Origin of the sequence: Bacillus sp. PAMC28748, assembly GCF_014250415.1 — a bacterium.
Classification (GTDB): Bacteria; Bacillota; Bacilli; order Bacillales; family Bacillaceae; genus Bacillus; species Bacillus licheniformis.
Genome location: NZ_CP060192.1, coordinates 1,286,270 through 1,309,589 on the forward strand (window position 1 = coordinate 1,286,270; position 23,320 = coordinate 1,309,589).

Here is a 23,320-nt window from a genome sequence, read left to right on the forward strand (position 1 = left end):
AAGGGAGGATATAGAATAATGTTTGTGTTTGCAGGATTGGGCAATCCGGGTAAAACATATGAAAATACGAGACACAATGTAGGTTTTATGACGATTGACGAGCTCTCGAAAGAGTGGAACATTCCGCTTGATAAAACAAAGTTCAACGGACAATACGGAATCGGGTTTGTTTCCGGCAAAAAGGTTCTACTTGTTAAGCCGCTTACATATATGAATTTATCGGGAGAATGTTTGAGGCCGCTTTTGGACTATTACGAGATCCCTGTTGACAATTTGAAAGTGATTTACGATGATTTGGATCTTCCGACCGGAAGAATCCGTCTGAGGACGAAAGGAAGCGCAGGAGGCCATAACGGCATCAAATCGACGATTCAGCATCTGGGAACAAGTGAGTTTAACCGGATCAGAATCGGAATAGGCCGTCCGGTAAACGGCATGAAAGTCGTCGATTATGTGCTTGGCGCTTTTACAGATGAAGAAGAGCCGGCGATAAAAGAGGCCGTCAGACAATCGGCCAAGGCCTGTGAAGCTTCTTTGGAAAAACCTTTTTTAGAAGTCATGAATGAATTTAACGCAAAGGTATAAGGCAAAAGGGAACGGAACATACTAGTCTTAAAAAGACTCGGTATGGAGGTTCCTTTATGGCTTTACATTATTATTGCCGGCATTGCGGCGTTAAAGTCGGAAGTCTTGACCATTCTTATGTAAACAGTGAACAGTTAGGCTTTAACCACTTAACAAATGATGAAAGAAACGATATGATTTCTTATATGGATAATGGGGATTTACACGTGAAGACGATATGTGAAGATTGTCAAGAAGCGCTTGAGCGAAACCCGGATTATCACCAATATCATTCATTTATTCAATAGATAGCTTTGGTGTAGAGACTAGACCAAAGCATTTTTCTATTTGAGGAAGAGAGGAGGGGCTCATTTGAACAATATTCAATCCTATATAACAAAAAGCGATGATTTTAAATCCATCGTCAACGGCTTGAACGAAGGGCTGAAGGAACAGCTGCTTGCGGGGCTCTCCGGATCTGCCCGGTCGTTATTTACAGCCGCTCTTACAAAAGAAACGAGACGGCCGGTATTTTTAATTACGCATAACCTTTATCAGGCTCAAAAAATTACAGATGATTTAACAGGGCTGATAAAAGATCAGCCTGTCCTTTTATATCCTGTCAACGAATTGATTTCTTCTGAAATAGCGGTGGCAAGCCCTGAGCTGCGCTCGCAAAGGCTTGATGTCTTAAATAGGCTTGCAAGCGGTGAAACGCCTATCGTTGTTGCTCCGGCAGCAGCCGTCAGAAGAATGCTGCCTCCTGTCGAAGTATGGCAAAACAGTCAGATTCACATTGAGACGGGGCGCGACATTGACCCGGAACAGCTGCTCCAGAAGCTCGTTCAAATGGGGTATGAGCGTACAGATATGGTGGCGGCGCCAGGCGAATTCAGCATACGCGGGGGCATTATCGATGTCTACTCTTTGACTGAAGAAAATCCTGTCCGGATTGAATTGTTTGATACAGAAGTTGACTCGATTCGTATATTCAATACGGATGATCAGCGCTCACTGGAAACGCGCGATGAAGTAACGATCGGCCCTGCGAAGGAACTGATCGTGCGGGATGAAGACAGGCAAAGGGCGCTTGAACAAATCGATCAAGGCCTTGCCAACAGCCTTAAAAAGCTGAAGCTCGATAAACAAAAGGAAATTCTCGACCAAAATATCGCGGAAGACAAAGAGCGGCTCAAGGAAGGGCATATCGGCCAGGAAATGGTCAAATACCTTTCTTATTTCTATGAGAAGCCTGCTAGTTTACTAGATTATTTCCCGAAAAATACCTTGCTTATACTAGATGAAATCAGCCGTATTCATGAAATGGAAGACCAGCTGCAAAAGGAAGAGGCAGAATGGATTACGAGCCTGCTTGAAGAAGGGAAAATCCTTCATGATACATCGATGTCATTTCCTTTTCACAGCCTCATTTCAAAACAGTCCCGCCCGATTTTGTATTACTCGCTGTTTTTAAGGCATGTGCAGCACACCAGTCCGCAAAACATCGTCAATGTTTCAAGCAAGCAAATGCAGAGCTTTCACGGACAAATGAATGTGCTCAAAAATGAGATCGAACGGTTTAAAAAATCGAAATATACGACGGTTTTTCTCGGAGACAGCAAAGAGCGCGTCGAAAAACTAGCATCTGTACTGTCCGACTATGACATCGAAGCCGCACAGGCCGACCAGGATGCAGCGCTCGCCCAAGGCCAGATTTACATTATGGAAGGCGGTCTTCAATCCGGTTTTGAGCTTCCGATGATCAAGCTGGCCGTTATCACGGAGGAAGAGCTGTTTAAAAAGCGTGTCAAAAAGCAGGCGCGCAAACAAAAACTGACCAATGCCGAACGGATTAAAAGCTACTCGGAGCTTCAGATCGGCGATTATGTCGTTCATGTAAACCACGGTATCGGAAAGTATTTAGGGATTGAAACGTTGGAGATCAACGGCATTCATAAGGACTACCTGAATATTCACTACCAGGGAAGCGACAAGCTTTACGTACCGGTTGACCAAATTGATCAGGTGCAAAAATACGTCGGTTCCGAAGGTAAAGAGCCGAAGCTTTATAAACTCGGGGGAAGCGAATGGAAACGGGTTAAGAAAAAGGTTGAAAGCTCTGTTCAGGATATCGCCGATGACTTGATCAAGCTCTATGCCGAAAGAGAAGCAAGCAAAGGCTACGCGTTTTCACCCGACCATGAAATGCAGCGTGAATTTGAAGCCGCATTTCCTTATCAGGAGACAGAGGATCAGCTGAGATCGATCCATGAGATTAAAAGAGACATGGAAAAAGAAAGACCGATGGACCGGCTCCTTTGCGGCGATGTGGGCTACGGCAAAACCGAAGTGGCGATCCGCGCCGCTTTTAAGGCGATTGCAGACGGAAAACAGGTCGCCATCCTTGTGCCGACTACGATCCTCGCACAGCAGCACTATGAAACGATATTGGAGCGCTTTCAGGACTACCCGATTAATATCGGTTTGCTCAGCCGGTTCCGGACGAGAAAAGAAGCAAATGAAACGATCAAGGGCTTGAAAAACGGAACGGTAGACATCGTGATCGGCACTCACAGGCTGTTGTCCAAGGATGTCGTATACAAAGATCTTGGTCTGCTTATCATCGATGAAGAACAAAGGTTCGGTGTCACACATAAGGAAAAAATTAAACGCATTAAAGCGAATGTCGACGTTTTGACGTTAACGGCAACTCCGATACCTCGAACCCTTCATATGTCCATGCTTGGTGTCAGAGATTTGTCAGTCATTGAAACGCCTCCGGAAAACCGCTTCCCGGTACAGACGTACGTTGTCGAATACAACGGGGCCTTGGTCAGGGAAGCGATAGAACGCGAGCTGGCCAGAGGCGGTCAGGTTTACTTCCTGTACAACCGGGTGGAGGATATTGAAAGAAAAGCAGAAGAAATCTCGATGCTTGTACCTGACGCCAAGGTGACGTACGCCCATGGAAAGATGACAGAAAACGAACTCGAATCGGTCATGCTGAACTTCTTAGAGGGAGAATCGGATGTACTAGTCAGTACGACGATTATTGAGACGGGCGTTGATATTCCAAACGTCAATACTTTGATCGTATTTGACGCAGACAAGATGGGGCTTTCCCAGCTGTACCAGCTGAGGGGCCGCGTCGGCCGCTCAAACCGTGTAGCTTACGCTTATTTTACGTACCGGAAGGACAAAGTCCTAACGGAAGTGGCTGAAAAAAGGCTTCAGGCGATTAAAGAATTTACAGAACTCGGGTCAGGATTTAAAATCGCGATGCGCGATTTGACGATCCGCGGCGCCGGAAACCTTTTAGGTGCGCAGCAGCACGGGTTCATCGATTCTGTCGGTTTCGATTTATATTCGCAAATGCTCAAGGAAGCAATAGAGGCGCGCAAGGGAGATGCACCGCAAGCTGAAAAGTTTGAGCCGGAAATCGATTTGGAGCTTGACGCATATATTCCGCAGACGTATGTGACAGACGGCAAGCAAAAAATAGATATGTATAAACGGTTTAGAGCGATTTCAACCATTGAAGAAAAGAGCGAGCTTCAAGACGAGATGATCGACCGCTTCGGCGAATATCCGAAAGAAGTAGAATATTTATTCGCCATCGCTGAGGCGAAGGTATATGCCATCAAGGAACGCGTCGAGCTGATCAAACAGGATAAAGACGCCGTCAGACTGACAATTGACGAAAAAGCTAGTGCCGAAATTGACGGTCAAAAACTGTTTGAACTCGGCAGCAAGTACGGCAGACAGATCGGCCTTGGAATGGAAGGGAAGAAATTGAAAATCTCGATTCAAGTGAAAAACCGAAAACCGGAGGAATGGCTGGAAACGCTTCTCGACATATTGAAGGGCCTTCAAAACGTTAAAAAGCAAACGATCGCTTCATCGTAAAAATTTGTTGTTTCTCGCGTATATTACATTTGATGTGAAGGATACTAAAACCAATCAAGAGTGGAGAGTGTTACATAAGTACACAGCTCTGTTTATATCCACCAGATATATCATCAAATGAAAGAGAGGCAGCAGAGATGAAAGCAACTGGTATCGTACGTCGAATTGATGATTTAGGCCGGGTCGTGATCCCGAAGGAAATCCGCAGAACTTTGCGCATTCGTGAAGGAGACCCTTTGGAAATATTTGTGGACCGGGATGGGGAGGTTATTTTAAAAAAGTATTCTCCGATCAGCGAGCTCGGCGACTTTGCAAAAGAGTATGCAGATGCGCTTTATGACAGCATGGGCCATTCCGTGCTGATTTGCGACCGGGATGTGTATATCGCAGTATCCGGGGGGTCTAAAAAAGACTATTTAAACAAATCGATCAGCGACATGGTCGAAAAGGCGATGGATCAGCGCACTTCTGTTTTGGACGGAGACGCGAAGACGATTCAGCTTATTGATGGTATTGACGAAGAGGTTGCTTCTTATACCGTCGGCCCGATTGTTGCAAACGGCGACCCGATCGGAGCGGTTGTCATTTTTTCAAAAGACCAGTCAATCGGCGAAGTGGAACATAAAGCGGTTGAAACTGCCGCCGGCTTTTTGGCCCGGCAAATGGAACAATAGGTCTCATTCCTTTTATTTTGACATTCCTGCTCAAACGAGCCGGAATGCCGAAAGTGTTTTTTCTCAGCTTGAATCAGCATCAGCATTGGAACAGCACCTTTTGGGCTGTTCTTTTTTAATTCACACTTGCAGGAGGGGTGCAAGCCCTGAATATGGTATAATAAGCTCGTTTCGTGCGCTTTTTAGAAAGCGCATTGGAAGGAGCTTAAAGGAATGGGGTTTTTAAAGGGCCAAAGACAATTGCTTTGGCAAGGCGCCTTTGTACTTTCATTGGCGGGGATATTATCAAAGATATTAAGCGCTGTATATAGAGTGCCTTTTCAAAATATAGTTGGAGATGTCGGTTTTTATATTTTTCAGCAGGTGTACCCGATGATCGGAATATCTGTCATGCTTGCCACCTCCGGGTTCCCGGTCATCATTTCAAAGTTGCTGAATGATTACGGGTCCGCAAACCGGGCAAAGATTCTCCGCGTGTCTATGCTCTTTTTATCGGCTGTCGGCCTCGGCTTTTTTCTACTCTTGTTTGCCGGAGCTGGAGCCATCGCAGGGTTTATGGGCGATCTCGACCTTGCCGGGGTGATCCGCGCCGTGTCGTTTTCTTATTTGCTGCTTCCGTTTGTGTCTTTGCTGAGAGGCTATTTTCAAGGAAGCGAACGGATGCTGCCGACGGCACTTTCTCAAATTGGAGAACAGATACTTCGGGTTGGGGCGATTCTTGTTTTGACGTGGTGGCTCGTCAAAAGCGGCTTTTCCTTATATGACGCCGGTGCAGGGGCGGCCTTTGGCTCTCTTGTCGGCGGCCTTGCGGCGTTTTTCATTCTCGCCGTGTTTTGGGCCAAGCGTGAAAAGAAAGCCACTGCCGTCCGAATTGAGGCCGGGACGGGTGATATTTTAAAACAGCTGTGTCTGTATTCGGTTACGATTTGTACCGCCGGCCTCATGCTGATCCTCATCCAGCTCGTCGACGCATTGCACTTGTATTCATTGCTGGCCGGACAAGGAATGGGCGAACTTCAGGCGAAACATACAAAAGGAGTGTATGACAGGGGGCAGCCGCTTTTGCAGCTGGGAACCGTTTTTGCTGCGAGCATTGCGACGGCTCTTGTCCCGTCCCTTACGAAAGCGAAGAAAAAGGGAGAAACTGCAGTGCTGGAGGAAAAGATCCGGTATTCGCTAAAAATGAGCTTTGTCATCGGCACTGGAGCAGCCGCCGGTCTGATTTGTATTTTGGAGCCGGTCAATGTCATGCTGTTTAAAAACAGCGATGGAACGGCTGCGCTCCAAATTTTCAGCGCGTCGATTCTCTTTGCATCGCTGGCGATGACGATGACTGCTGTTTTGCAAGGACTCGGCAATACATGTCTTCCGGCTGTATTCGTCTGCTGCGGCATTTTGGTGAAAGCCGTATTGAACGAGCTTCTGATCCCCGGTTTCGGCATTTCCGGCGCTGCTTTTGCTACTATGATGTCATTTGCCGCTGTTGCGGGGCTCAATTTTTTTCAGCTGAAAAGAAAAGGCTGGATTAAGCTGTCGGAATACAGGATAGCGGGTGTTTTGTTGTCGGCTGTGATCATGTCGGCCGCTCTGGCGGTGTGGCTTTTTGCATTTGAAGCGGCCATACCACATAAAAGCAGATGGATCTCAGCGGCGGAAAGTCTTAGCGCCGTTTTCGTCGGCGGCGTTGTCTTTTTGTCCGGTATCTTCACATTGCGCGTGTTTTCAGAAAAAGAACTTGAGCTTGTGCCTTTTGGCAGCAAGCTCCTGACATTAAAACGAGAAAGGGGCGGCAGGCATGGCCGGTAAAATCACGGTAGTCGGCCTTGGGGCAGGCGATATGAATCAATTAACCCTCGGTGTATATAAACGGCTCACACAAGCGGAGGTTCTTTATGTCAGGACGAAAGACCATCCATTAATAGAAGACCTGAAAAAAGAAATAGCGGAGATTCATTTTTTTGATGAGGTCTATGAAAAGCATGATCAATTCGAAGATGTTTACGAGGAGATCGTAGAGCGGCTTTTTGAGGAGGCGAAGCAGGGGGATGTGCTCTATGCCGTTCCAGGCCATCCGTTCGTCGCTGAAAAAACGGTCCAGCTTTTGCTTGAGAGGCGTGGGGCTCATCAGGCCGATGTCGTCGTCGAGGGAGGCCACAGCTTTATTGATGCGACGTTAAATGCTTTGCAGATCGATCCGATTGACGGGTTTCAGTTTGTCGATGCCGTCCGGTTTTCAGCCGACGAAGTCGAGCTCCGTCATCATTTGATTATTTGCCAGGTATATGATCAAATGACGGCTTCAGAGGTCAAACTGACGTTAATGGAAAAGCTTCCTGATGACTATGAAGTCGTCATTGTAACAGCGGCCGGAAGCAGCATGCAAGACATTCGGACAGTGCCTCTTTACGAATTGGACAGAAGCGTGGGCATCAATAATTTAACGAGCGTCTATGTGCCGCCTGTCAAAGACGAAGAGATTCTCCACCAGGAATTTTCGATGTTCCGCAGTGTCATCAGAAAGCTGCGCGGACCGGACGGTTGCCCTTGGGACCGAAAACAAACCCATGAGTCGCTCAAAAAGTACTTAATCGAGGAATGCTATGAGGTGCTAGAGGCGATTGATGAAGAAGATCCCGACCACTTAGTAGAGGAGCTTGGCGATGTGATGCTCCAAGTTCTTCTGCATGCGCAGATCGGCGAGGATGACGGCCTTTTTACAATTGACGATGTGATTCGCGGCATCACCGCAAAAATGATCAGAAGGCATCCGCACGTCTTCGGAGAGGTCTCTGTTCGTGATGAGGCCGACGTCATGGTAAACTGGGAAGAGATCAAGAAGCAGGAGAAACAAGCGGACGATAAATCCCTCCTCGACGATATTCCAAAGCCGCTTCCTGCTTTGTCAAAAGCGAACAAGCTTCAGAAAAAGGCGGCAAAGACCGGGTTCGACTGGTCGAATGTCCAGGATATTTGGGATAAAGTCCAGGAGGAAATGAAAGAATTTTCTTCAGAAATTTCCGAAGCCGAACAGCACAGCAAAAAAATGAAAGAAGAGTTCGGCGACCTTTTATTCGCGCTCGTCAATATCGGCCGGTTTTATAAAATTGAACCGGAAGAAGCCCTCGCGATGACAAACGCCAAGTTTTACAGAAGGTTCACATATATTGAACAATCTGCAAAGCGCATGGGCAAGGATCTGGAAAGTATGACGCTTGAAGAAATGGACGAACTGTGGAATGAAGCGAAAGGCATTGAAAGGAGCTGACAAGCGATGAGACTCGACAAATTTCTCAAAGTATCAAGGCTGATTAAAAGACGGACGCTTGCAAAAGAAGTGGCTGACCAGGGAAGAATTTCGATCAATGGCCAGCAGGCGAAAGCAAGCTCTGTTGTCAAAGCGGGGGACGAGCTTGCGGTGCGTTTCGGCCAAAAACTTGTAACCGTCAAAGTCAATGAATTGAAGGATACGACAAAAAAAGAAGAAGCCGCTGATATGTATACCGTTCTCAAAGAGGAGAAGCTGGGAGGAGAATAGGCTTGTTCTAAAAAAATCCCCCGTCTCATACAATGCAGTATCGAATCTTTAGTATGAGGATATGGGGGATGAATCGATGAATGTATATTATGATCAGCACAACCCTTCCGGCGGGGCATCTGGTCCTGAACATAATGTGACGATGAAGGGCCGCAAGCTTCTGGATATATCCGGTGTCAAGCAGGTCGAGAGCTTTGACAACGAGGAATTTTTACTTGAGACGGTAATGGGCATGCTTGCAGTCAGAGGCGAAAACCTGCAGATGAAGAATCTCGATGTGGAAAAAGGCGTTGTCTCCATCAAGGGAAGAGTGCTTGATCTCGTCTATTTGGATGAGCAGCAGGGGGAGAAAGCTAAAGGATTTTTTAGCAAGTTGTTTAAATGACGCTGACCACACAGTTCTATACGATGCTGGCCATGGCCGGAATGGGGGCATGGCTTGGCGCTTCCCTTGACACCTATACCCGTTTTGTCGTTCGCTCGAAAACAGCAAGGTGGCTGTTGTTTCTCCATGACTTTTTGTTTTGGGTAGTACAAGGCCTCCTTTTTTTCTATGTTTTGCTGAGCGTGAATGAAGGGGAATTCCGAATTTATATCTTTCTGGCGGTCATGCTTGGTTTTGCCGCTTATCAGAGCCTTTTTAAGCAGGTCTATATCAAGCTTTTGGAATGGATGATTTCCTTTTTTATATTCATCTCCAGGCTGGGCTCAAAGATGATGCGGATGATGGTGTTTCGGCCTGTTGTATGGACGTTTCAAGCCATTTTAGCCATCATTCTCTTTACAATGAGAAATATCTATGTTCTTTTTCGTTTTTTTGCGGTATGTTTATATAAGATATTAAAATTTGCAGGATACCCGATTTATTTTATACTATATCAATGCTGCAGGCTTCTTCCCGCCCCGGTTCGGGGATTGTTGAGACGCTTTTTGCAAAAAGGAGCAGGATTTTTCGAAAAGGGGAAGAAACTATTCATAACAATTAAGGCAAAACTTTTAAAAAAATGAAGGGAGGCCGTCTGGAATGAATGATCCCACAAGACGCAACATATCGCAAATACAGAACGAATACAAAGAGCAGATGGAGCGAAAACAGCAGCAGCTGAAAAGAAAAAGACGCGGTCTATACAGACGGTTGATGGTTTTCGGCGCCGTTGTGCTGCTGTCGGCGATTGTGATTGTCAGCTCGCTCTGGTCGCAGACTTCGGATATCAGCGCGAAGCAAGAGAAGAAAGCTGAGCTTTTGAAACAATTGGAACAGCTGGAAGCAAAAAAATCGGATTTGAAAGATGAGATTGTGAAATTAAAGGACGAGGACTACGTTGCAGAGCTTGCCAGAAAGGATTACTACCTCTCAAAGGATGGCGAAATCATCTTCAAGTTTGAAGATAAGAGCAAGTAGCCTTGTTGACACTTAATTTTTTCTTTATGTATAATTAAACAAATGATCTTTTTTAAGTCTAAGGAGGAGCACTTTTTTTATGTCGATTGAAGTTGGCAGCAAGTTGCAAGGGAAAGTAACAGGTATTACAAATTTCGGAGCGTTTGTTGAACTGCCTGGAGGATCAACAGGTCTTGTTCATATCAGCGAAGTAGCCGATAACTACGTGAAGGACATTAATGATCATCTGAAGGTCGGTGATCAAGTAGAAGTTAAAGTTATTAATGTTGAGAAAGATGGGAAAATCGGCTTATCGATCAAAAAGGCTGTAGACCGTCCTCAATCATCAAGACCTGCGAGACCTAAAAATGATTTCCGCTCTAAAGAAACGTTTGAACAGAAAATGAATAAGTTTTTAAAAGACAGTGAAGATCGCTTATCGTCTCTAAAACGCAACACGGAATCAAAACGTGGAGGGCGCGGAGCAAGAAGAGGTTAACTTGCTGCTTTCTATATAAACGAAAGGCATTCGTCTTATCCCAACGGATGCCTTTTTATTTTCTAATAAAATTTTTATTAAAATTTCTATTGACGGATAGGGCAATCCTTTGTATTATAGAACTTGTGCGTTAAAAGAAATCAACAACATGGCGGTGTAGCTCAGCTGGCTAGAGCGTACGGTTCATACCCGTGAGGTCGGGGGTTCGATCCCCTCCGCCGCTACTTATATGAAGGCCCGTTGGTCAAGTGGTTAAGACACCGCCCTTTCACGGCGGTAACACGGGTTCGAATCCCGTACGGGTCATTCCGGAAACCGGCTTCTTCTGAAGCCGGTTTTTTGCTGCATAAAAATATGCAAAATAACGGGAATGGACTCGACTTATCAAGAGTGATTGAAGCATGCTACAAAAAGCGTCGAACAGTTCTTTGAATTCGTTACCTTCTTTTGACAAAATCCTATTTCATCTTTCGCTATAATGGCAAGCAACGAATAAACGAGTGGGAGATGAGAGCATGGAAAAAGCGGAAAGAAGAGTGAACAGCCCAATAGCTGGACCTGCTGTTCAAAAATTGTATTCATGGTTTGGCAGCATGACGAAGCTTATGATGCAGCATTTATATTCCCTCTTTTTTTATAAAGGGCTGATCTATATGGTCATCGGTTTTTTATTGGGACGAGCCTTCATTCTGTCAGAGGTCATTCCCTTTGCTCTTCCATTTTTCGGAGCGATGCTTTTAATCAAAAAAGATAAAGCTTTCCTTGCATGCCTGGCGCTTCTTGCCGGAGCTCTGAGCATATCGCCTCAGCATTCGCTGTTCGTGCTTGCGGCTCTGTTTGCATTTGCGATATGTACAAAAATGACGTCCCTTATTATAAAAGACCGTGTCAGAACGCTGCCTGTCGTCGTCTTTTTGGCGATGGCTGTGACAAGATGCGGATTCGTATATGCCGAATACGGAACGGTTTCAGGTTATCACTATATTATGGCTTTCGTTGAAGCCGGATTATCGTTTATCCTCACATTGATTTTTCTGCAAAGCCTGCCGATTGTCACATCAAAGCGGGCGAAACAGTCGCTGAAAATTGAAGAGATCATTTGTTTTATGATTTTAATCGCTTCCGTTCTCACGGGCTTGACAGGCGTTTCATTTCAAGGCATGCAGGCTGAACTGATATTGGCCCGTTATGTCGTGCTCGCTTTCGCGTTCATCGGAGGCGCAAGCATCGGCTGTACAGTCGGGGTTGTGACCGGGCTGATTCTCAGCCTCTCAAACATCGGCAATTTATATCAGATGAGCCTGCTGGCTTTCTCAGGCCTTCTCGGCGGTTTGCTAAAAGAAGGAAAAAAGTTCGGCGCAGCGGTCGGCTTATTGATTGGATCTCTATTGATTTCTCTGTACGGAGAAGGTTCGGCTGAATTAGTGCCGACGCTTTATGAATCTCTGATTGCAATCGGCCTGTTCCTTTTAACCCCTCAGTCGATTACGAAAAAAGTGGCCAAGTATATACCTGGAACGACTGAGCACGCCCAGGAACAGCAGCAGTATGCAAGGAAAATCCGCGATGTCACCGCCCAAAAAGTCGATCAGTTTTCGAACGTTTTTCACGCTTTATCCGAAAGCTTCGCTACCTTTTATCATTCAGCTCCGGACGATGAAGGAAAAGAAAAAGAGATCGATCTGTTTTTGAGCACGGTGACAGAACATTCCTGTCAGTCATGCTATAAGAAAAACAAGTGCTGGGTTCAGAACTTTGATAAAACATATGATTTGATGAAACGGGTTATGCAGGAAACGGAAGAAAAGCAATATTTTAAAAACCGCAAGCTGAAAAAGGAGTTTCATCAGCACTGCTCCAAATCAAAGCAAGTAGAAGCGCTGATTGAAGACGAGCTGACTCATTTTAGGGCGAACCAGACATTAAAACAAAAGGTGCATGACAGCAGACGTCTCGTTGCAGAGCAGCTTCTCGGCGTTTCTCAGGTTATGGCGGACTTTTCTCGGGAAATAAAAAGGGAAAGGGAGCAGCATTTTATTCAAGAAGAGCAAATTCGGGATGCGCTGCAGCACTTCGGCATCGAGATTCAGCAAGTCGAAATATACAGCCTTGAGCAGGGAAACATCGATATTGAAATGAGTATCCCGTATTGCAACGGCCATGGAGAGTGTGAAAAAATCATCGCTCCGATGCTGTCCGATATTTTGGAAGAACAAATTATCGTCAAAGCAGAACAGTGCGCCGGCCATCCGAATGGATATTGTCATGTTGCCTTCGGTTCGGCGAAGTCATACAGGGTGGTGACAGGAGCCGCGCATGCAGCAAAAGGCGGAGGGCTTGTCTCCGGCGACAGCTACAATATGATGGAGCTCGGCACCGGCAAATATGCCGCCGCCATTAGCGATGGTATGGGAAATGGCGCAAGGGCCCATTTTGAAAGCAATGAGACGATCAAGCTGCTGGAAAAGATTCTTAAGTCGGGCATCGACGAAAAAGTGGCGATTAAAACGATTAACAGCATTCTTTCATTAAGGACAACAGATGAAATTTATTCGACATTGGATTTATCGGTCATCGATCTTCAGGATGCGAGCTGCAAGTTTTTGAAAATCGGCTCCACCCCGAGCTTTATTAAAAGAGGCGATCAAATTATAAAAGTGCAGGCCAGCAATCTGCCGATCGGCATCATTACAGAATTCGATGTCGATGTTGTCAGCGAGCAATTAAAAGCGGGAGACCTTTTGATCATGATGAGCGACGGAATCTTTGAAGGGCCGAGACATGTGGAAAATCATGATCTGTGGATGAAGCGCAAATTGAAATCGCTGAAAACCGAGGAGCCGCAGGAAATCGCCGACTTAATCATGGAAGAAGTGATCCGGACAAGGTCGGGTCTGATTGAGGACGACATGACGGTGATTGTCATCAAGCTGGACCATAATACGCCAAAGTGGGCCTCCATTCCGGCGCCGGCTTTTTTCCAAAAGAATCAAGAGATTTCTTAGCATTCGTATAAATCAAATTTCTTCTGGCGATGATGGAACTAAATCAAGATATCTTTGTCCAGGAGGAATAAAAACGATGAAAAAGGGGCATTTGAATCAAATCCTGCTTTTGACGGACGGCTGTTCAAACCGCGGCGAAGACCCGCAGGCCATGGCTGCCTTTGCGAAAGAGCAGGGAATTACCGTGAATGTGATTGGGATTATGGACGAGCATGAAATGGATCAGGAGGCGATGAAAGAAGTCGAAGGGATCGCTCTCGCAGGCGGAGGAGTTCACCAGTTGGTTTACACGTCGCAGCTGTCGCAGACCGTTCAAATGGTGACAAAAAAGGCGATGACGCAAACCATTCAAGGCGTGGTCAACAGTGAGCTCAAACAAATTCTCGGCAAGCATACCGAAATGGATGAACTGCCTCCTGATAAACGCGGTGAAGTCATGGAAGTCGTTGACGAGCTTGGTGAGACCGTGCATCTTCATGTACTGGTTCTTGTCGATACAAGCGCAAGCATGAATCCGAAGCTTCCGACCGTTAAAGAAGCGTTGATAGATCTTTCCATCAGTCTCAATTCAAGAATCGGCGAAAACGAATTTGCGATGCTTATATTTCCCGGGAAAAAACAAGAGGTCGAACTTGTGCTCGATTGGACCCCGAAGTTTGAATCTCTTTCTTCAATATTTTCCAAGCTTTCAGCCGGTGGCATTACACCGACAGGACCCGCAATACGAGAGGCGATTCAGCATTTTAACAAAATCGGCTCAAGAAGGAGAATGTTAGAAGACGATGAAAAACGCTTCGACGAGTTTGGCGGCTAGTCTAAAGCCGGGTGCAGCCGTTGTTGGAAAGTGGAACAATCATTCCTACAAGATCATCAGACAGCTTGGAAAAGGGGCAAATGGGGTTGTTTATCTGGCCGATTCAAGAAAGGGCCGGGTTGCATTAAAAGTGAGCGATGACAGCCTGTCCATTACCTCGGAAGTGAATGTTCTGAAATCTTTCTCAAAGGCCCAGGCAAAAGCAATGGGGCCTTCTTTTTTTGATGTGGATGACATGATGGTTACAGGCACCGGCAAAAAACTTTCATTTTATGTCATGGAATATATTGAAGGTCCGCTTCTTTTAAGATATGTAAACGAAAAAGGCGAGGAATGGACTCCGGTGCTGATCAGCCAGCTTCTCTCAAGCCTGTCGGCGATTCATCGCGAAGGATGGGTGTTTGGAGATTTAAAGCCCGAGAATTTAATCGTGACGGGTCCTCCGCCGCAAATCCGCTGCATTGATGTGGGCGGGACGACAAAAGAGGGCCGGGCAATTAAGGAATATACGGAGTTTTTTGACAGAGGCTATTGGGAATTCGGCACTCGTAAGGCTGAGCCGTCGTATGACCTGTTTTCAGTCGCCATGATTATGGTGAACTGTGCGGTGAAAAAAGAATTCAAGAAGACAGCAAGGCCTCAGGAGCAGCTCATGTCAGTCATTGACGGACATCCGTTTTTAAAACGGTATAAACCGGTTCTTGCTTCTGCTTTAAAAGGAAGCTATCGAACAGCTGATGAAATGAAGGGAGATCTTCTGGAAATCGGCCGGCCGCCACGAATGCAAAGCAGCCGCCAGTCGAGAACAGCCCGTTCCTCATCGGCATCTGCCCCGTCGCAAGGCCTGCGGCATAAGCAGGGGACGCCTCAGCAGCAAAGGTTAAGGAGCGGGCGCAGAAAGCAAAGAAACCCTTCTAAATCCGGCGGTGTTTTTGAAACGCTGTTGATCGTCGTAAGCGTTCTTGCCCTTTACTTTGCGTATATCGTTCTCTTTTTTATTTAGCTGTGCATTCTCGGCGGATAGCTCTTCTTTGCAGGGACCGATTGAAAGTGTTAGGATATTTATATCTTTTGAAATACACCCTGCTCTTAGTGGGAGGACATTGTGAAAAGTATTGAAGATTTCATGAAAAAATACGAACTGTCATTTGATGGAGTGACGCTGATTGCAGGTGTCTCCGGCGGACCTGATTCGATGGCGCTTTTGCATGCTCTGCACCATACGGTTCCCGCTTCTGCAACGCTGATTGCCGCACACGTCGATCATATGTTCAGAGGCGAAGAGTCCGAGCGTGATATGCGGTTCGTTCAGGACTACTGCGAGGCGGAAGGCATACAATGCGAGGCGGTGCAAATCGATGTCCTGGCATTTGCCGCTGAAAACAATCTGAATAAACAGGCTGCTGCGAGAGAATGCCGGTATGCGTTTTTTCAAGAGTTAATGAAAAGGCACCGGGCCGAATACCTGGTTCTGGGTCATCATGGAGATGATCAGGTGGAGACGATGCTGATGAAGATGGCAAAAGGCACTGTCGGAATCGGGCTTGCCGGAATTCAGCCAAAGCGCCGTTTTGACAGCGGCTGGCTGCTCAGGCCGTTTCTGAGGCTGTCAAAGGATGATCTTTTGGCTTACTGCAAAGAGAATCGAATACCGTTTAGAACCGATCCGAGCAACAGTGAGGATGATTACACCAGGAACCGGTTCAGGCACCATGTTCTCCCTTTTCTGAAGAAAGAGTCGGAAGATGTCCATAAAAGGTTTCAATCCGTCAGTGAATTCCTGACAGAAGACGAATTATACTTACAGGCATTAACGAAAGACAAAATGAATACAGTAATCACAAGCAAGTCAAGTTCAGGCGTGGAAATCAGCATCGAACGACTTCTTGCGCTCCCTATGCCTTTACAAAGAAGGGGAGTTCATCTAATATTAAACTATCTTTATGAAAACGTTCCATCAGCGTTTTCAGCCCATCATATTCAAGTGTTTCTGGATTGGATTTCACAAGACGGACCATCCGGTTCCCTTGATTTTCCGAATGGGTTAAAAGTCGCAAAATCTTATCATACATGTTTGTTTACATTTCAGCGTTTACAATGTGAAAATGTTTCCTATCATTATGAAATAAGCGGGGCAGGCGAAGAAGAACTGATACTTCCCGGCGGCTCCTCCCTTCATGTGAGCGGACCCGGTTCAACCCGGAAGCTGCAAGGAAATGATGTTTTTGCAACAAGTCCCAAGCAGGTTCAGTTTCCCCTTTACGTACGGACAAGGCAAAACGGAGACCGAGTCAAACTTAAAGGGATGAACGGCTCAAAAAAGGTTAAAGATATATTTATTGATGAAAAAGTGCCTCTTTCAAAAAGAGACAGCTGGCCCATTGTAACAGACGCGGTTGGAAACATTATCTGGATACCTGGTCTGAAAAAAACCATTTTTGAGGAACTTGATGTTACAAACAACGATCGCATTGTATTACAATATAGACAGCATGAAAAGTGTAGGGGGCTAGCAAAGAATGAAACAGGATATTGAAAATATCTTGATCTCGGAAGAAGAGATCCAAAAGAAAGTCAAGGAGCTGGGCGCGACTCTGACAGAAGAGTACAGCGGCAAGTTTCCGCTGGCAATCGGTGTGTTAAAAGGAGCCATGCCGTTTATGGCTGATCTTTTAAAGCATATTGATACATATCTGGAAATGGATTTCATGGATGTATCAAGCTACGGCAGTTCCACGGTTTCTTCCGGAGAGGTGAAAATCATAAAGGATTTGGACACATCTGTAGAGGGCCGTGACATCTTAATTATTGAGGATATCATCGACAGTGGGCTGACCTTGAGTTATCTTGTAGAGCTTTTCCGATACCGCAAAGCAAAATCGATTAAGATCGTAACCCTTCTTGATAAACCAAGCGGACGAAAAGCGGATATCAAAGCGGATTACGTCGGCTTTGAAGTTCCCGATGCTTTCGTTGTCGGATACGGTCTCGATTATGCTGAACGCTATCGTAATCTTCCGTACATCGGAGTGCTGAAACCTGCGGTTTATGAGAGCTGATACGGGCTTGTTAGCGAAAGGGATATCTGTTGTATTGGAACGATTTTCTATGATACTATTGAACATAGTTGTGCTTACTGTGGGAGGAGGTAAGGAATGAATCGGGTCTTCCGTAATACCATTTTTTATTTACTTATTTTATTAGTTGTGATCGGAGTTGTGAGCTACTTCCAAACCGCAAATCCGAAAACAGAAAATATGACGTATAGTGACTTTGTTTCAAACCTAGAAAACGGGAAGGTTGAAAATGTCTCCATCCAGCCTGTCAGGGGTGTGTACGAGGTTCGGGGGCAGCTGACGACCTATGAGAAAGATCAGTATTTCCTGACCCATGTTCCTGAAGGAAAAGGGGCAGATCAAATCATTGATCAAGTGAAAAAAACGAAGATACAAATAGAACCTGCGCAAGAAGCAAATGGATGGATGACGTTCTTTACCACCATCATCCCTTTTGTTATTATCTTCATTCTTTTCTTCTTCCTGCTTAATCAGGCTCAAGGCGGCGGCAGCCGTGTTATGAACTTTGGAAAAAGCAAGGCGAAGCTCTATACAGAAGAAAAGAAACGCGTCAAATTCAAAGATGTGGCAGGAGCGGATGAAGAAAAGCAAGAGCTTGTGGAAGTCGTTGATTTCCTCAAGGATCCCCGCAAATTCGCCGAGCTCGGTGCAAGAATTCCGAAAGGCGTGCTTTTGGTCGGACCTCCGGGTACCGGTAAAACATTGCTGGCGAAAGCATGTGCCGGTGAAGCAGGGGTGCCTTTCTTCAGCATCAGCGGATCTGACTTCGTTGAAATGTTCGTCGGGGTTGGTGCATCACGTGTTCGCGACTTGTTTGAAAACGCCAAGAAAAATGCGCCGTGTCTGATTTTCATCGATGAGATTGATGCTGTCGGACGCCAGCGGGGAGCAGGCCTTGGCGGAGGTCACGATGAACGTGAACAGACGCTCAACCAGCTTCTTGTTGAAATGGACGGATTCAGCGCCAATGAAGGAATCATCATCATCGCTGCGACAAACCGCGCCGATATTTTAGACCCTGCATTGCTGCGCCCGGGACGTTTTGACCGTCAAATTACTGTTGACCGCCCGGATGTCAAAGGCCGTGAAGCTGTACTTCAAGTACACGCAAGAAACAAGCCTCTTGATGAATCCGTAAACCTAAAAGCGATCGCGATGCGGACGCCAGGGTTCTCGGGTGCAGACCTTGAAAACCTTTTAAATGAAGCGGCTCTTGTGGCGGCGCGTCAAGATAAGAAAAAGATCGATATGCGAGACATCGATGAAGCGACAGACCGCGTCATCGCCGGACCTGCAAAGAAAAGCAGGGTGATCTCGAAAAAAGAACGCAATATCGTGGCTTATCACGAGGCGGGACACACCGTTATCGGACTTGTCTTGGATGAGGCGGATATGGTGCATAAAGTAACGATTGTACCGCGCGGCCAAGCAGGCGGATATGCCGTCATGCTTCCTAAGGAAGACCGTTATTTCCAAACCAAACCCGAACTTCTCGATAAGATTGTCGGCTTGCTTGGAGGCCGTGTAGCTGAGGAAATCATCTTCGGCGAGGTCAGCACGGGCGCCCATAATGACTTCCAGCGCGCTACAGGCATTGCCAGACGAATGGTAACCGAATTCGGTATGTCTGAAAAGCTCGGTCCTCTTCAATTCGGACAATCGCAAGGCGGGCAAGTATTCTTGGGTCGAGATTTCAACAATGACCAAAACTACAGCGACGCGATTGCGTATGAAATCGATAAAGAAATCCAGCGCTTCATTAAGGAATGTTATGAACGTGCAAAAACAATCCTTACTGAAAATCGCGACAAACTTGAGCTGATCGCTCAAACATTGCTGGAAGTTGAAACGCTCGACGCTGAGCAAATCAAGCATTTGTCTGAGCACGGAAGACTTCCTGATCGAACATACTCTGATGATCAGGAGAAGACAGATGATGTGAAAGTCAACATCAATAAACGAGATGACGAAGAGAAAAACGAGGATGAAAAAGAGTAATGACGCTTTTTCGTCTCTTCAGGAAAACTGCCAAGCTCTGCTTTTGGCAGTTTTCTTTTTTTATGGCTGAAAAAATCCGCTTTGGAAAATCTTTCTCCTCACCGGTTTGATTCGTTTACAAACAGAATCGGCATCGTGTATTGTATGATGGTAGAATGTTTTATGTCCAAGTAAGAGAAACTAGTCAAAAGTGGTGATCAGAATGTTGCTTGTTATAGATGTAGGAAATACAAACACCGTCCTTGGCATCTACCACGAAGGAGAGCTCGAATATCATTGGCGGATTGAGACAAGCCGCCATAAAACGGAAGACGAATTCGGCATGCTTCTTCGTTCTTTATTTGATTATGTCGGACTGATGTTTGACCAGATCGAGGGGATTATTATTTCATCAGTTGTACCACCGATCATGTTCTCCCTCGAAAGAATGTGTATCAAATATTTTCAGATCGAGCCTCAGATTGTCGGTCCGGGAATGAAAACAGGATTAAACATAAAATACGATAATCCGAAAGAAGTCGGAGCAGACCGCATTGTAAACGCAGTAGCCGCTATTCATCTCTATGGCAGCCCCTTGATTGTCGTTGATTTTGGAACCGCTACGACGTACTGTTACATTAATGAGCGCAAGGAATATATGGGTGGTGCGATCGCGCCGGGCATCACGATTTCAACTGAAGCGCTTTATTCAAGAGCTGCCAAGCTTCCCAGAATTGAAATTGCACGGCCTGATCATATAGTCGGCAAAAGTACGGTCAGCGCGATGCAGTCCGGAATTCTTTACGGCTATGTCGGACAGGTTGAAGGCATTGTCAAACGGATGAAATGGCAGTCTAAGAAAAATCCGAAAGTCATAGCGACGGGCGGCCTTGCTTCCTTGATTGCAGACGAATCGGACTGCATCGATATTGTTGACCCGTTCCTTACGTTGAAGGGGCTAGAGCTCATTTATGAACGGAATCGTGTTGAAAGTGTATAGGAGGATGAGGTATGGATTATTTAGTGAAAGCCATTGCATATGACGGCAAAGTGAGGGCATATGCAGCGAATACAACAGAAACGATTCATGAAGCCCAAAGAAGGCATAACACATGGCCTACCGCTTCCGCCGCTTTAGGAAGAACGATGACGGCGGCTGTCATGCTCGGCGCCATGCTGAAAGGCGAAGACAAGCTCACCGTTAAGATTGAAGGAGGCGGACCGATCGGCGCGATTGTCGCTGACGGAAATGCAAAAGGAGACGTCAGGGGATACGTGTCCAATCCGCACGTTCATTTCGACTTAAATGAACACGGCAAACTTGACGTCAGAAGAGCCGTCGGTACGTCAGGAACGCTAAGCGTAGTAAAAGATCTCGGTCTCCGCGATTTATTTACAGGCCAGGTTGAGATCGTTTCCGGAGAAATCGGCGAGGATTTTACTTATTATCTCGTGTCCTCTGAACAGGTTCCTTCTTCGGTGGGTGTAGGGGTGCTCGTCAACCCCGACAATACGATTTTAGCTGCAGGCGGATTTATCCTGCAGCTGCTGCCGGGAACGGACGACGAAACCATCACGAAGCTTGAAACAAACCTTTCACAAGTGGAGCCAATTTCAAAGCTGATTCAGAAAGGTTTGACACCTGAGGAAGTGCTGGCTGCGGTATTGGGAGAAGAACCGGAAGTACTGGAAACCGTTCCTGTCCGATTTACATGCAATTGTTCAAAAGAACGTTTCGCAAGAGGCATCATCGGTCTTGGCAAGGATGAAATTCAACAGATGATTGATGAAGATGGCCAAGCCGAGGCTCAATGCCATTTTTGCAATGAAACGTATCTGTTTACAAAGGAAGAGCTTGAAGCGCTTCGAGATGAAATATAAGCCCGCTATCCAGTAGCGGGTCTTTTACAATGGGGAAAGGGGAGACACCATATTGAAATCGAGAACACTTTGGCCGATTATTTTAGGTGCGATCTTCGTCAATTGCATTGTGATCGCGTATGTTCTGACGAAAGCGCAGACCGCTTCTTCATCGTCAGCTCAAGAAGTCATTGCCCATATCGGAAAAAACGGCATCACGCGTGAAGAATGGCTGAGCGAAATGGAAGAGCGCTACGGAAAATCAACCCTTGAAGATATGATCAACGACCGCGTAGTTACCCAAATGGCCGAAAAAAACAAGATCAAAGTGTCTGATGATGACATTGAAAGAGAATTTCTGCTGATTAAAGCTGTATACAATTCCTTCTACGAAGACGAAAACACAACAGAAAAAGAATGGAAAGAGCAGATCAAGCATAATATTCTTCTTGAAGAGCTCCTGACAAAAGACATTGTCATTTCTGACAGCGAATTGAAGTCATTCTATAACAAAAATAAGGACTTATATAAATTCGATGATTCTTATCGCCTCAAGCATATCGTTGTCAAAGATAAAGATGAAGCAGAACAAGTTCTTAAAGAACTGAAGGAAGGGTCCAGTTTTGAAGCGGCCGCAGCCGAACACTCGACTGACCGGTATACGGCTCCTTACGGCGGCGACCTCGGTTTCGTCAATGATCAGCATGAAAACGTTCCGGCCGAATATTTGGAGAAAGCTGAACAACTAAAGGAAAATCAATGGGTGGATGAACCGATTAAAACAAGCCAGGGCTATGCGATTATCCAGCTCAAAGAAAAGCTCCCGGGGCAAGCTTTCACTTACAGCGAAGTGAAAAATCAAATCAGAAGGCAGATCGCGATGGATCAATTAGGCGATAAAGCTTCTGTCAAGACGCTCTGGAAAGATGCGAAAGTGTCTTGGTTTTATGACGATAAAAAATAAAGATTGACAAAATATTTTGATATTGATAAATTAGATATAATCCCAATAAAATTACTCGGAAATTGAGGTGTTCAAATGGTTCGCGTTGCAAACTCTGTTTATGACTTAATCGGAAATACACCTGTCGTTAAATTAAATCGACTAGTTGATGAAGACAGTGCTGAAGTATATGTGAAACTGGAGTATATGAACCCTGGAAGCAGCGTAAAAGACCGGATTGCGCTTGCTATGATAGAAGACGCTGAAGAGAAAGGCCTTCTGAAAGAAGGAGATACACTGATTGAACCGACAAGCGGAAATACAGGAATCGGACTTGCCATGGTCGCTGCAGCGAAAGGCATCAAAGCGATTCTTGTTATGCCTGATACAATGAGTTCTGAGCGCCGCAACCTTCTGCGTGCATATGGAGCTGAGCTTGTGCTGACTCCAGGTGCTGAGGGAATGAAAGGCGCGATTAAAAAAGCGGAAGAACTGGCTGAGGAACACGGCTATTTTATGCCTCAGCAATTTAACAACCCTGCGAACGCAGAAGTTCACCGCCGCACGACGGGAAAAGAAATCGCTGAACAATTCGGAGACGGTTTAGATGCTTTCATTGCAGGTATCGGAACCGGCGGAACGATAACGGGTGCCGGAGAAGTTCTGAAAGAAAAAAATCCGTCCATCAAGATTTTCGCGGTGGAACCGACTGATTCTCCTGTTCTTTCCGGAGGAAAACCAGGGCCGCACAAAATTCAGGGAATCGGAGCGGGATTCGTTCCGAAAATCTTGAATACGGAAATTTACGATGAAATCATCACAGTGAAAAACGAAGAAGCCTTTGAATTTGCCCGTAAAGCGGCGAGAGAGGAAGGAATTCTCGGAGGAATTTCTTCAGGCGCAGCCATCTGTGCTGCTCTTCAAGTTGCTAAAAAGCTTGGAAAAGGCAAAAAAGTTCTCGCTGTGCTTCCTAGTAACGGAGAGAGATACTTAAGCACGCCTCTTTACCAATTTGAATAGGCTCCAGCTGAAACAGGAGGCTGCCGACGATGTCGGCGGCCTTTTGTTTGTCATGGAGCGCAGCC

The 23,320-nt window shown here is 46.0% G+C and carries 21 protein-coding genes and 2 tRNA genes; all 23 read left to right on the forward strand.

What is annotated here, in order from left to right; genetic code table 11:
• Positions 1 to 18: 18 nt before the first annotated feature.
• Positions 19 to 585 (forward strand): aminoacyl-tRNA hydrolase, encoded by a 567-nt coding sequence (gene pth, locus H7F26_RS06525; protein ID WP_017474858.1) that lies wholly within the window; start codon positions 19 to 21, stop codon positions 583 to 585.
• Between the two features lie 56 nt (positions 586 to 641).
• Positions 642 to 872, forward strand: a complete 231-nt coding sequence (locus tag H7F26_RS06530; RefSeq protein WP_003178210.1) for an anti-sigma-F factor Fin — start codon at positions 642 to 644, stop codon at positions 870 to 872.
• 64 nt (positions 873 to 936) lie between these two features.
• Positions 937 to 4,470: a transcription-repair coupling factor gene (gene mfd / locus H7F26_RS06535; protein WP_003178212.1), complete on the forward strand. Its 3,534-nt coding sequence runs from the start codon at positions 937 to 939 to the stop codon at positions 4,468 to 4,470.
• A 137-nt stretch (positions 4,471 to 4,607) separates the two neighbouring features.
• Positions 4,608 to 5,144 (forward strand): stage V sporulation protein T, encoded by a 537-nt coding sequence (gene spoVT / locus H7F26_RS06540; RefSeq protein ID WP_003178213.1) that lies wholly within the window; start codon positions 4,608 to 4,610, stop codon positions 5,142 to 5,144.
• A gap of 213 nt (positions 5,145 to 5,357) precedes the next feature.
• Complete coding sequence (locus tag H7F26_RS06545; RefSeq protein ID WP_003178215.1) at positions 5,358 to 6,950, forward strand: putative polysaccharide biosynthesis protein; 1,593 nt, start codon at positions 5,358 to 5,360, stop codon at positions 6,948 to 6,950.
• Positions 6,940 to 8,409: a bifunctional methyltransferase/pyrophosphohydrolase YabN gene (mazG, locus tag H7F26_RS06550; protein ID WP_003178217.1), complete on the forward strand. Its 1,470-nt coding sequence runs from the start codon at positions 6,940 to 6,942 to the stop codon at positions 8,407 to 8,409. The genes H7F26_RS06545 and mazG overlap by 11 nt, the downstream gene beginning before the upstream one ends.
• Positions 8,410 to 8,415: 6 nt before the next feature.
• The gene (locus H7F26_RS06555; RefSeq protein WP_003178218.1) at positions 8,416 to 8,679 is read left to right on the forward strand and encodes an RNA-binding S4 domain-containing protein; all 264 of its coding nucleotides are present in this window, start codon (positions 8,416 to 8,418) and stop codon (positions 8,677 to 8,679) included.
• 76 nt (positions 8,680 to 8,755) lie between these two features.
• The gene (gene yabP / locus H7F26_RS06560) at positions 8,756 to 9,064 is read left to right on the forward strand and encodes a sporulation protein YabP (RefSeq protein WP_011197470.1); all 309 of its coding nucleotides are present in this window, start codon (positions 8,756 to 8,758) and stop codon (positions 9,062 to 9,064) included.
• Positions 9,061 to 9,687, forward strand: a complete 627-nt coding sequence (yabQ, locus tag H7F26_RS06565; protein ID WP_003178221.1) for a spore cortex biosynthesis protein YabQ — start codon at positions 9,061 to 9,063, stop codon at positions 9,685 to 9,687. The genes yabP and yabQ overlap by 4 nt, the downstream gene beginning before the upstream one ends.
• Positions 9,688 to 9,703: 16 nt before the next feature.
• Complete coding sequence (locus H7F26_RS06570; RefSeq protein ID WP_003178224.1) at positions 9,704 to 10,081, forward strand: FtsB family cell division protein; 378 nt, start codon at positions 9,704 to 9,706, stop codon at positions 10,079 to 10,081.
• A gap of 79 nt (positions 10,082 to 10,160) precedes the next feature.
• Positions 10,161 to 10,559 (forward strand): S1 domain-containing RNA-binding protein, encoded by a 399-nt coding sequence (locus tag H7F26_RS06575; RefSeq protein WP_003178226.1) that lies wholly within the window; start codon positions 10,161 to 10,163, stop codon positions 10,557 to 10,559.
• Between the two features lie 150 nt (positions 10,560 to 10,709).
• Positions 10,710 to 10,783: transfer RNA gene (locus H7F26_RS06580), tRNA-Met, on the forward strand.
• Between the two features lie 10 nt (positions 10,784 to 10,793).
• Positions 10,794 to 10,865 (forward strand) — tRNA-Glu (locus H7F26_RS06585).
• Between the two features lie 209 nt (positions 10,866 to 11,074).
• Positions 11,075 to 13,564, forward strand: coding sequence for a stage II sporulation protein E (gene spoIIE / locus H7F26_RS06590; protein ID WP_003178229.1), 2,490 nt, complete (start codon positions 11,075 to 11,077; stop codon positions 13,562 to 13,564).
• A 76-nt stretch (positions 13,565 to 13,640) separates the two neighbouring features.
• Positions 13,641 to 14,378, forward strand: a complete 738-nt coding sequence (locus tag H7F26_RS06595; RefSeq protein ID WP_003178231.1) for a vWA domain-containing protein — start codon at positions 13,641 to 13,643, stop codon at positions 14,376 to 14,378.
• Entirely contained in the window at positions 14,347 to 15,381 is a 1,035-nt protein-coding gene (locus tag H7F26_RS06600; RefSeq protein WP_003178233.1) for a protein kinase domain-containing protein, read from the forward strand. The genes H7F26_RS06595 and H7F26_RS06600 overlap by 32 nt, the downstream gene beginning before the upstream one ends.
• A gap of 102 nt (positions 15,382 to 15,483) precedes the next feature.
• Positions 15,484 to 16,914, forward strand: coding sequence for a tRNA lysidine(34) synthetase TilS (gene tilS / locus H7F26_RS06605; RefSeq protein WP_016886275.1), 1,431 nt, complete (start codon positions 15,484 to 15,486; stop codon positions 16,912 to 16,914).
• Complete coding sequence (hpt, locus tag H7F26_RS06610; protein WP_003178236.1) at positions 16,898 to 17,437, forward strand: hypoxanthine phosphoribosyltransferase; 540 nt, start codon at positions 16,898 to 16,900, stop codon at positions 17,435 to 17,437. Before tilS ends, hpt begins: the two co-directional genes overlap by 17 nt.
• Positions 17,438 to 17,533: 96 nt before the next feature.
• Entirely contained in the window at positions 17,534 to 19,453 is a 1,920-nt protein-coding gene (gene ftsH, locus H7F26_RS06615; protein ID WP_003178238.1) for an ATP-dependent zinc metalloprotease FtsH, read from the forward strand.
• 202 nt (positions 19,454 to 19,655) lie between these two features.
• Entirely contained in the window at positions 19,656 to 20,432 is a 777-nt protein-coding gene (locus tag H7F26_RS06620) for a type III pantothenate kinase (protein WP_003178242.1), read from the forward strand.
• Between the two features lie 11 nt (positions 20,433 to 20,443).
• Entirely contained in the window at positions 20,444 to 21,313 is an 870-nt protein-coding gene (hslO, locus tag H7F26_RS06625) for an Hsp33 family molecular chaperone HslO (RefSeq protein WP_003178244.1), read from the forward strand.
• A 52-nt stretch (positions 21,314 to 21,365) separates the two neighbouring features.
• The gene (locus H7F26_RS06630; protein ID WP_003178246.1) at positions 21,366 to 22,256 is read left to right on the forward strand and encodes a peptidyl-prolyl cis-trans isomerase; all 891 of its coding nucleotides are present in this window, start codon (positions 21,366 to 21,368) and stop codon (positions 22,254 to 22,256) included.
• A gap of 75 nt (positions 22,257 to 22,331) precedes the next feature.
• Positions 22,332 to 23,255: a cysteine synthase A gene (gene cysK, locus H7F26_RS06635; protein WP_003178247.1), complete on the forward strand. Its 924-nt coding sequence runs from the start codon at positions 22,332 to 22,334 to the stop codon at positions 23,253 to 23,255.
• The last annotated feature ends 65 nt before the right edge of the window (positions 23,256 to 23,320 follow it).

Coding starts and splice junctions, on each gene's coding strand:
- pth (WP_017474858.1), top strand. CDS start 19: ATGTTTGTGTTTGCAGGATTGGGCAATCCGGGTAAAACATATGAAAAT.
- H7F26_RS06530 (WP_003178210.1), top strand. CDS start 642: ATGGCTTTACATTATTATTGCCGGCATTGCGGCGTTAAAGTCGGAAGT.
- spoVT (WP_003178213.1), top strand. CDS start 4,608: ATGAAAGCAACTGGTATCGTACGTCGAATTGATGATTTAGGCCGGGTC.
- H7F26_RS06545 (WP_003178215.1), top strand. CDS start 5,358: ATGGGGTTTTTAAAGGGCCAAAGACAATTGCTTTGGCAAGGCGCCTTT.
- mazG (WP_003178217.1), top strand. CDS start 6,940: ATGGCCGGTAAAATCACGGTAGTCGGCCTTGGGGCAGGCGATATGAAT.
- H7F26_RS06555 (WP_003178218.1), top strand. CDS start 8,416: ATGAGACTCGACAAATTTCTCAAAGTATCAAGGCTGATTAAAAGACGG.
- yabP (WP_011197470.1), top strand. CDS start 8,756: ATGAATGTATATTATGATCAGCACAACCCTTCCGGCGGGGCATCTGGT.
- yabQ (WP_003178221.1), top strand. CDS start 9,061: ATGACGCTGACCACACAGTTCTATACGATGCTGGCCATGGCCGGAATG.
- H7F26_RS06570 (WP_003178224.1), top strand. CDS start 9,704: ATGAATGATCCCACAAGACGCAACATATCGCAAATACAGAACGAATAC.
- H7F26_RS06575 (WP_003178226.1), top strand. CDS start 10,161: ATGTCGATTGAAGTTGGCAGCAAGTTGCAAGGGAAAGTAACAGGTATT.
- spoIIE (WP_003178229.1), top strand. CDS start 11,075: ATGGAAAAAGCGGAAAGAAGAGTGAACAGCCCAATAGCTGGACCTGCT.
- H7F26_RS06595 (WP_003178231.1), top strand. CDS start 13,641: ATGAAAAAGGGGCATTTGAATCAAATCCTGCTTTTGACGGACGGCTGT.
- H7F26_RS06600 (WP_003178233.1), top strand. CDS start 14,347: ATGAAAAACGCTTCGACGAGTTTGGCGGCTAGTCTAAAGCCGGGTGCA.
- hpt (WP_003178236.1), top strand. CDS start 16,898: ATGAAACAGGATATTGAAAATATCTTGATCTCGGAAGAAGAGATCCAA.
- ftsH (WP_003178238.1), top strand. CDS start 17,534: ATGAATCGGGTCTTCCGTAATACCATTTTTTATTTACTTATTTTATTA.
- H7F26_RS06620 (WP_003178242.1), top strand. CDS start 19,656: ATGTTGCTTGTTATAGATGTAGGAAATACAAACACCGTCCTTGGCATC.
- hslO (WP_003178244.1), top strand. CDS start 20,444: ATGGATTATTTAGTGAAAGCCATTGCATATGACGGCAAAGTGAGGGCA.
- cysK (WP_003178247.1), top strand. CDS start 22,332: ATGGTTCGCGTTGCAAACTCTGTTTATGACTTAATCGGAAATACACCT.